General features: G+C 64.0%; 6 protein-coding genes and 1 pseudogene. 2 read left to right on the forward strand and 5 right to left on the reverse strand.

What is annotated here, in order from left to right:
• Positions 1 to 248 precede the first annotated feature (248 nt).
• Complete coding sequence (locus EN749_RS24430; RefSeq protein ID WP_164873834.1) at positions 249 to 953, forward strand: nitroreductase; 705 nt, start codon at positions 249 to 251, stop codon at positions 951 to 953.
• A gap of 11 nt (positions 954 to 964) precedes the next feature.
• On the opposite strand, the gene EN749_RS24435 is transcribed toward EN749_RS24430, so the two are convergent.
• From EN749_RS24435 to EN749_RS24455, 5 genes are all read right to left on the reverse strand, one after another.
• Positions 965 to 2,407, reverse strand: coding sequence for an MFS transporter (locus EN749_RS24435; protein ID WP_128364131.1), 1,443 nt, complete (start codon positions 2,405 to 2,407; stop codon positions 965 to 967).
• 174 nt (positions 2,408 to 2,581) lie between these two features.
• The gene (locus EN749_RS24440) at positions 2,582 to 3,184 is read right to left on the reverse strand and encodes a sarcosine oxidase subunit gamma (protein WP_127398087.1); all 603 of its coding nucleotides are present in this window, start codon (positions 3,182 to 3,184) and stop codon (positions 2,582 to 2,584) included.
• Complete coding sequence (locus tag EN749_RS24445; RefSeq protein ID WP_128364132.1) at positions 3,177 to 6,170, reverse strand: sarcosine oxidase subunit alpha; 2,994 nt, start codon at positions 6,168 to 6,170, stop codon at positions 3,177 to 3,179. The genes EN749_RS24440 and EN749_RS24445 overlap by 8 nt, the downstream gene beginning before the upstream one ends.
• Positions 6,167 to 6,481, reverse strand: a complete 315-nt coding sequence (locus tag EN749_RS24450) for a sarcosine oxidase subunit delta (protein WP_127381894.1) — start codon at positions 6,479 to 6,481, stop codon at positions 6,167 to 6,169. The genes EN749_RS24445 and EN749_RS24450 overlap by 4 nt, the downstream gene beginning before the upstream one ends.
• A gap of 17 nt (positions 6,482 to 6,498) precedes the next feature.
• Positions 6,499 to 7,758, reverse strand: coding sequence for a sarcosine oxidase subunit beta (locus EN749_RS24455; RefSeq protein ID WP_127810156.1), 1,260 nt, complete (start codon positions 7,756 to 7,758; stop codon positions 6,499 to 6,501).
• 240 nt (positions 7,759 to 7,998) lie between these two features.
• Between EN749_RS24455 and EN749_RS24460 the strand changes: the two are divergent.
• Positions 7,999 to 8,443 (forward strand): annotated as a pseudogene (locus EN749_RS24460) (mechanosensitive ion channel family protein); the annotation flags it as partial.

An 8,443-nucleotide genomic window follows, 5' to 3' on the forward strand; every position in this document is an offset into this window, starting at 1 on the left:
GCCCTGATATCGCCGGCCAGCACGCGTTCGTCAGGTACCTGCAATGTTCTAGCGGTAGTCGAAGGCAAAGCACTCACTTTATGAAAAAATCTGGCCAAATTTCATGAGAAGTCAAGCTCATGAAAAAATCAAGTAGATTTTCACGGATGCACAAGATTTGCTTGCGCGATTTTGACGGTTCATGCAAAGGCTCCGCCGAGAGCGGCGAGTGGGGACGTCCGATCGAGACAAAGGGTAAGGGACGGCCCATGCTGGAAAATAACCCCCGAATTCCGGGCGATGCCGAGATTGTCGACGAGGCGATCCTGTCGCGCCGTTCGGTGCGCGCATTCCTGCCCGACATGGTCGACGACGAAACCATCCGCGCCATTCTGTCGGTTGCGGCGCGTGCCCCATCCGGCACCAACATGCAGCCATGGAAGGTCTATGTCACCAAGGGCGAGAGCAAGCAGCGGATATCAGACGCCATTCTCAATTCCGGCATTCGCGCTGAAAAAGCTGATTGGGACGAGTACCGGTATTATCCCACGCAGTTCTTCGAGCCGTATCTGACCCGCCGCCGCGCCAACGGTTTCGGCCTCTATGGCGCGCTCGGGATCGGTCGTCGCGAGGTCGACAAGATGCGCGCCCAGCACGACCGCAACTTCGTCTTCTTCGACGCCCCGGTCGGCATGATCTTCACCATCGACCGCCGCCTCAACCAGGGCTCATGGATCGACTACGGCATGTTCCTGCAGAACATCATGGTCGCAGCAAGAGGCAGGGGTCTGCACACCTGTCCGCAGGCGGCCTTCGCGCCCTATCACCGGCAGATCAGGCCGGTGCTCGACATTCCGGACGAAGAGATCGTCGTCTGCGGCATGGCGGTTGGTTACGAAGATACGTCAAAACCTGAGAACGCCTTCCGCACCGACCGCGTGCCGCTTGAAGAGTGGGTCACGTTCAGCGAATAAGCCAGCCAGCCTCATTCGGTGTTCATCTGTGCGCCGTGGCCACTGACATGGGCACCGTCCTGTGGCGTCAGCTTGAGGTAGGCAAGCAGCGCGCAGAGCGTGATGATGCCCTCGATGACGAACAGGATGCGGAAATCGTCGGCGACGGCCGCACCGCCGCCGGCCAGAAATGACAATGCCGCCGCAGCCAGGCCGACGCTGATCGCCACCGCCAGCTGCCACAATATGTAATAGAGCGCGCTGAAGCGGGCGAGCTGCTCGGGCGCGATGTCGGAATAGGCGAGATTGCCGGTCGAGGCCCATTGCGCGGAGCGGAAGACGCCGAAGACGAAGATGTAGGTCAGCACGATCCACACCGGCGTCGTCGCCTGCATCAAGGCGAAGCCGGCGACCATCACGGCGACGATCGGGGTGTTGTAGACCAGCACGCGGCGAAAGCCGAAACGGTTGAGGACACGCGGCATGAAGAAGCGCATGGCCACGGAGCCGACCGCGGCGACGAAGGTCAGCGATCCCGCCTGCACCGCGCTCATGCCGAAGCCGAGCTGGAACATCAAGGGCAGCAGGAACACCACCGAACTGAGGCCGATCGTGTCCAGCCCGCCGCCGGTGAGGAACGAAATGCGGAAGGTACGGATGCGCAACAGCTTGAGATCGAGCAGCGGATTGCGCACGCGCAGGCAGTAGAACGAGGCGATGGTCAGGATGACCAGCGCCAGCGCCAGTTCTGCGGCGATGATGCCGCCCGCGGCATCCTTGGCAGCAAGCGAATCCATGCCGAAGACGAGCAGCACCATGCCGCTGCCGACCAGCAGGAAGCCCGGAAAATCGAACGGCGTGCGCACGGGCTTGGTCATCGTCGGAAACAGCGAGGCGGCAAGGATTGCCGCGGCCAGCGCGAACGGCACGTTGATGAAGAAGATCCAGCGCCAGGAAATGTAGGTGGTCAGCGCGCCCCCGACGAGCGGGCCGACCAGCGGTCCGGACTGGCCGGCGAGCGAGATGTACATGTTGATCTTCAGCGTTCGGCTGCGCGGAAAGGTCGACAGGATGACGACTTGGCCGAGCGTGCCCATCAAGGCGCCGCCAAAGCCTTGCAGCGCGCGGGCGCCGACCAGCATCCAGATGTTGTCGGACAGCCCGCAGAGCGCCGACGAGGCGGCGAACACCAGCAAGGCAAAGCAGTAGACGTTGCGCAGTCCGAAGCGGTCGGCGGCCCAGCCGCCAAGCGGCATCGAGATGATCAGGCTGGCGACATAGACGGTAATCAAGAGGCCGAGCTGGCTGGGCGGACGGCCGAGACTTTCGCTGATGCCCGGCAGCGCGGTTACCACGACATTCTGATCGAGGCTGGTCATGAACACGCCGCAGGCAACCGTCAGCGGCAGCAGGAGCAGGGCTCTGGCCGGCACATCGGCGCGATCCGTGGCGCCGGCGGATAGTTCTGCGGTCATGGAGATGTTCGAACCAAACGAATGTGCCGACTCTTGAAGAAGGGATTTCATATCCCTCGGGCCGGTTGGGCGGCCACGTTTTCGCACCATGGGCGCCGGCGGCCGATTCTCTAGCGGCAGAAGCGGCTGGCGTTGATGCCAGATGTGGGCAACGCGGCCATCCGGCCGCGCCGCCTACTGCACCTCGTAGCCGACTTCCTCGCTGGCGTGGCAGAGCGCCTTCCAGAACGAGCGTGCAAACGAGCGGAAGACATAGATGTCGAACTGGTCGGCGCTGGTGCGCTGGATCTGGGCGAAGATGTCGTGATGGGTGGTCGAACGGCCGGCGCCGACCGGAAAGGCCGGCAGCGCGAAGTCGATGGCGAAGAATTTCGCCAGCACCCATTCGGCCTTCGGCCCGGCAATGCGGATGGCGGTGCGGCCGTGCGAGAGGTCGGTCACGGTGCCAATGGCGGGGGTCACCACTTTGGCAAAGGCCGCGGCCAGGCCTTCGGCTTCATCGGCGACGGTGAACTTTCCCGGCGCGAAGCCGAACACCGATTTCACGCCGTCGCTCAAGCCGCCGCCGGCGCCATCGGGCAGGGCAAGCCCGGTGACGGTGCGGATGGCTGCTATCAGCTTCTTCTCCTCGCCGGGCCACGCGGCGAGCTGCACGATCGAGCCCGGCCTTGTCTCGGTCAGGATGATCTCGACGCCGTGCTCGAAATTGCCGTGCGAGCCGACATGGAATTCAGGCTCAAGCGGCGACAAGGGTTCGGGTGATTGGCGCTCAACCATGCATGCGGCTCCCGTCCGGATCGAAGAAGTGGTTGGAGACGATTTCGACCGGTCCGAACCGGTTGCGCAAGGGATCGGAGACATGAGCGCGCGTGCCCTGCCGTGCCTTGCCGCCCTTGACCAGCGCCAGCGCGATATGCTTGCCGAGCGCCGGTGAATAGCAGCAGGCGGTGATGTGACCGATCGAGCCGTGCGGATTGGCCTCGTCAACCTCCTCGACGATGTGCGCGCCGCCATTGAACGGTAGGTTGTCGAGGGCGATCAGGCCGACCAGTTCCAGGCGATCAGACGCGATCAGGCCTTCGCGATCCATCATCGCCGAGCCGATGAATGGCTTCTTCTTCGACAGCATCCAGTCGAGATGCAGGTCGCGCGCCGTGGTACGGCCATCGATCTCGGCGCCGGTCACATGGCCCTTTTCGATGCGCATCGTGCCCAGCGCTTCAAGCCCGTAGGTGACCAGCCCGAACGGCTTGCCTGCTTCAACAAGCGCTTCCCACACATGGGTGCCGTACCCGGCGCCGGAATAGACCTCGAACGCCATTTCACCCGAGAAGGACAGCCGGCAAATCATCACCGGCACGCCTGATATTTCGCCACGTACGATACCCATGAAGGGCAAGGCGGCGTTGTCGACCGATGTGCCGGTGACACAGGCGGCGAGGATCTGCCTGGCCTTCGGCCCGCCGATCGCGGCCCCCGCCCATTCGTCGGTCACCGAGGTGACGTGGACTTTCAGCTCCGGCCAGATCACGTCGAGGAAATATTCCAGATGCTGCATCACCTTGCCGGCATTGGCCGTGGTGGTGGTCATCAGGAAATCCTGCTCGCCAAGCCGCCAGGTGGTGCCGTCGTCGAAGGCAAGGCCGTCCTCGCGCAGCATCAGGCCGTAACGTGCCTTGCCGACGGCCAGCGTCGAAAACATGTTGGTGTAGACACGGTCGAGGAATGCGGCGGCGTCGGGGCCCTGCACGGCAATCTTGCCCAATGTCGAGACATCGACGATGCCGGCGCTTTCGCGTGTCGCCTTGGCTTCGCGCACATAGGCCTGCTCGACCGTTTCGCCTGCATGGCCGTAGATCATCGGCCGATACCAGAGGCCCGCTGAATACATGGTCGCGCCGTTGGCCAGATGCCAATCATGCATCGGGGTCAATCGTTCGGGCTTGAGATCGCCAAAACGTTCCGCCGCCAGCGAGCCGATCGACACCGGCGCGAAGGGCGGCCGGAAGCGCGTCGTGCCGACCTCGGGGATGGGCTTGCCCAGCGCTTCGGCCATGATGGCAAGGCCGGGCACGTTGGAGCTCTTGCCCTGGTCGGTCGCCATGCCGAGCGTGGTGTAGCGTTTCAGATGCTCGACCGAGACAAAGCCTTCCCGGTGCGCCAGCCGCACGTCCTCTGCCGTCACGTCGTGCTGGAAGTCGACAAAGCTCTTGCCCTTGGCCCTGATCTCGAACACCGGCGCGGGATCAGGATCGCCGGGCACGGCTTCCACCACCGGCAATACAGAAGGCGCGCTGGGGCCACCGGCTGCGGCAAGGCCTGCGGCGCAGCCTTCGGCGATGGCTTCGGCGGTGGAGAAACTGCCGGTGAAGGCGCCGGCGCCGATCCAGCTCTGTGTCGGCTTCGGCGGCAGGAAGGCCTGCCGCGCGGCATTCCATTCCGCCTTGGCGCCGGCCTGGCTGGCCAGATGGATGGTCGGCGACCAGCCGCCCGACATCAGCAGGCAATCGGCATGGATGCTGCGTGCATCGCCGATGAGCGTGCCGTTGGCCATATCGAAGCGTTGCAGTTTGAGGCCGGACAGCGCCTTTCCGCCTTCGGTGGCGACGACGGCATGGCCAGCGAAGATCTCGGCCTCGGCTTCCGCGGCCAGCTTGCGCATCTCCGGCGAAAGTTCCGGCCTAACATCGGCGATGGCGACGACCGCGGCACCGGCCTTCTTCAAGGCGACGGCCGCCCGATAGGCGCTGTCATTGTTGGTGAACAGCGCTATCCGCTCGCCCGGCAGCACGCCGAATTCGTTGGCATAGCGCTCGGCTGCATGCGCCAGCATCACGCCTGGCCGGTCATTGCCGGGGAACACGAGCGGCCGCTCGAACGCACCGGTGGCCAGGACCACGGATTTGGCACGGATCGCCCAATAGCGATGGCGCGGCTCGCCCTTGCCTGGTTGATCCTTGTGGTCGCTGACCCGTTCGAGCGCGGCAAGCGTGTTGTTGTCGTAATAACCCCACACCGTGGTGCGCGGTAGAAGCCGGACATTGTCGCGGCCTGCGAGCTGGGCGACCGCGCGCCGCGCCCAGTCGGCGGCAGGCGCGCCATCGATGCTTTCCCCGGACCAGTTGGCCGAACCGCCGAAAAGCGGCTCGAGATCGGCCAGCATGACGCGCGCTCCCTGATCGGCGGCGGTCCTGGCGGCCATCAGGCCGGCCGGCCCCGAGCCGACCACCAGCACGTCGCAAAAGGCGTTCATGCGCTCGCAGCGGGCCGGGTCCTTCGCCGTTCCGGCGCTGCCGAGACCGGCGGCGCGGCGGATGAAGTGTTCGCAGAACATCCAGAAGCGTGTGCCTTTGAGCGGCCCAAACACCGGTCCCATGAAGGTCTTGTAGTAGAAGCCGGCCGACAGGATGTTGCCGCCGAGCTGGTTGACGGCGTTGATGTCCCAGGCAAGCGAGGGAAAGCGGTTCTGGCTGATGGCAACCAGGCCGTCATGGATCTCGACCATGGTCGCCGGAATGTTGGGTTCACGAACCTCGCCCTTCAGCACCGTCACCAGCGCGTTGGGTTCCTCGACGCCGGCTGTGAGCAGGCCGCGCGGGCGGTGGTATTTGAACGAACGTCCGTAAAGCGTGACGCCCTTGGCCAGCAGGGCCGACGCCAGCGTGTCGCCGGCATGGCCGGTGTAGGCCGTGCCGTCGAAGGTGAAGCGGATGGTTTTCAGCCGGTCGATGCGGCCGCCGGTATCGGCGCGGCGCGGGCTCATGCCTTGTCCTCCGCCTTGCGGCGCGCGGCGGAGCCATGATCGCCGCGCCCTTGATGATCACCGCGCACGAAGGCAACGCTGGAAATCTCATGCGTCAGCGTGTTGCGCACGACGCGCAGATGCGCGCGGCAGCCGCCGGAATGCTGCCAAATCTCGTTGTGATCCCCGGCCGGGTTCAGCCTGTCATAGACATAGGCATTCCACGCCTCGAAATTCTGAGAGGCAGGATCGGGACGCTCGCGGTTGCCGTCACCCTGATAGGTGAACTCGATGACGTCGCGCGGACCGCAATAGGGGCAAGTGATCAACATTGAACTCTACCTAATGCCTAATGCAGCCGGGGGTTTGCACCCTGGCCCTTGTCGTCGATCACCAGGCCGCGGTGGAAGCGGTCGAGGGTGAAGGGGGCGTTGAGATCGTGCGGCTGGTCCTTGGCGATGGTCCAGGCGAAGCACCAGCCGGAAGCCGGCGTCGCCTTGAAGCCGCCATAGCACCAGCCGCAGTTGAGATACATGCCGGGCAGGGGGCCGGTGGTGATGATCGGCGAGCCGTCCATCGACATGTCGCAGACGCCGCCCCAGGAGCGCAGCATGCGCACGCGCGCAAGGCCCGGAAACAGCGCCAGCATTTCGCTCATCACCTCGTCGACGACAGGCAGATTGCCGCGCTGGGCGTAGCTGTTGTAGCCGTCGATGTCGCCGCCATAGATGAGGCCGCCCTTGTCCGACTGCGACATGTAGAAATGGCCCATGCCGAAGGTGACGACGGTATCGATGAAGGGTTTCAGCGATTCCGTCACGAAGGCCTGCAGCACATGGCTCTCGATCGGCATCGTCTCGATGCCGGCCATCTGCATGACCCGTCCGGTGCTGCCGGCGACCGCCACGGCCACCTTCCTGGCGCGGATGTCGCCGCGCGACGTGGTGACGCCTGATATACGGTCGCCATCGCGCAGAAAGCCGGTGACCTCGCAATTCTCGATGACGTCGACGCCACGCCGGTCGGCGCCACGCGCATAGCCCCAGGCCACCGCATCGTGGCGGGCGGTGCCGGCGCGGCGCTGCATCAAGCCGCCGACCACCGGGAAGCGCGCGCTTTCGGAGACATCGAGCGCCGGGATCAGACGTTTGATCTCAGCTTTCGTCATCAGTTCGGCGTCGACGCCGAGATGGCGCATGGCGTTGCCGCGCCTTGCATAGTCGTCGAACTGGGCCGGCGTGTGCGCTAGGTTCAGGCAGCCGCGCTGCGAGAACATGACGTTGTAGTTGAGCTCATGCGAGAGGTTCTCCCACAGCTTCATCGAGTGTTCGTAGAAGCGGGTGTTGGCCGGCAGCAGGTAGTTCGAGCGCACCGCCGTGGTGTTGCGGCCGACATTGCCGGAACCGAGCCAGCCCTTTTCCACAACGGCGACATTGGTGATGCCGTGTTCCTTGGCAAGATAATAGGCGGTCGCCAGCCCATGACCGCCGCCACCGATGATGATGACGTCATAGGACGCCTTCGGGTCAGGCTTGCGCCATGCCGGCTTCCAATCCTTGTTTCCCTTGAGCGCGTTCGCGAGCAGCGAAAAGGCCGAGTACTCTGCCATTGATGTCATCCGGTTCGGGCGATGCGGCAGACTATAGAGCAGGCCGCACCCGCAAAGCCAATATTGCGCCATCGCCTTTCGACTGGCCGACGCTTGAGATGGATCGATGGGGGTGAGTGATTTGTTGGCGCCAATGATCGGATGGGCTCGCTATACGACGGCTTGCCCCATGATAGGGCCGTCTTTATCAAGGGCAGGCTTTTCAAATTGCCTTTGCCGCAGATGAGTCGCCAACAAATCATGCTTTTCCGATTGCTTCGTCTCATTTTGCTCCTCGCGCTTGTCGTTTCGGCGCCGATGTCGTTCGACGCGGCTGCACAAGGGCTCGGCCAGGCGCCCGCCGGACTGGTCGCCGACCAGCAGAAGATCATCCAGGACCTGACGACCAAGACCGACAATTTCGAGAAGCAGATCCAGCAGGACGCCGAGGAGGATAGCAGCCTTGTCGATATCCGCCTGCAGCTCGAGGAGTTGTCTCGGCAATCGCTGAACAGCGCACTGGCCTTCCGCACGCGTCTTGGCGAGATCAACAGCCGTCTTGAGCAGCTTGGCGCGGCACCTGCGGCGGGCCAGCCGCCGGAGCCCGACATCGTCAGCGGCGAACGCCAGGCGCTGGTGTCGGAAAAGGCCGAGATCAATGCGGTCATCTCGCAGGCCCAGGCCCTGTCGATCCGCATCAGCGGGC

It is taken from the genome of Mesorhizobium sp. M7A.F.Ca.ET.027.02.1.1, from assembly GCF_004022985.1.
Classification (GTDB): Bacteria; Pseudomonadota; Alphaproteobacteria; order Rhizobiales; family Rhizobiaceae; genus Mesorhizobium.

Bases quoted from the DNA above. Each gene is read 5' to 3' on its own strand.
- EN749_RS24450 (WP_127381894.1), bottom strand. From the start codon at position 6,481: ATGTTGATCACTTGCCCCTATTGCGGTCCGCGCGACGTCATCGAGTTC.
- EN749_RS24455 (WP_127810156.1), bottom strand. From the start codon at position 7,758: ATGGCAGAGTACTCGGCCTTTTCGCTGCTCGCGAACGCGCTCAAGGGA.
- EN749_RS24430 (WP_164873834.1), top strand. From the start codon at position 249: ATGCTGGAAAATAACCCCCGAATTCCGGGCGATGCCGAGATTGTCGAC.
- EN749_RS24440 (WP_127398087.1), bottom strand. From the start codon at position 3,184: ATGGTTGAGCGCCAATCACCCGAACCCTTGTCGCCGCTTGAGCCTGAA.
- EN749_RS24445 (WP_128364132.1), bottom strand. From the start codon at position 6,170: ATGAGCCCGCGCCGCGCCGATACCGGCGGCCGCATCGACCGGCTGAAA.
- EN749_RS24435 (WP_128364131.1), bottom strand. From the start codon at position 2,407: ATGACCGCAGAACTATCCGCCGGCGCCACGGATCGCGCCGATGTGCCG.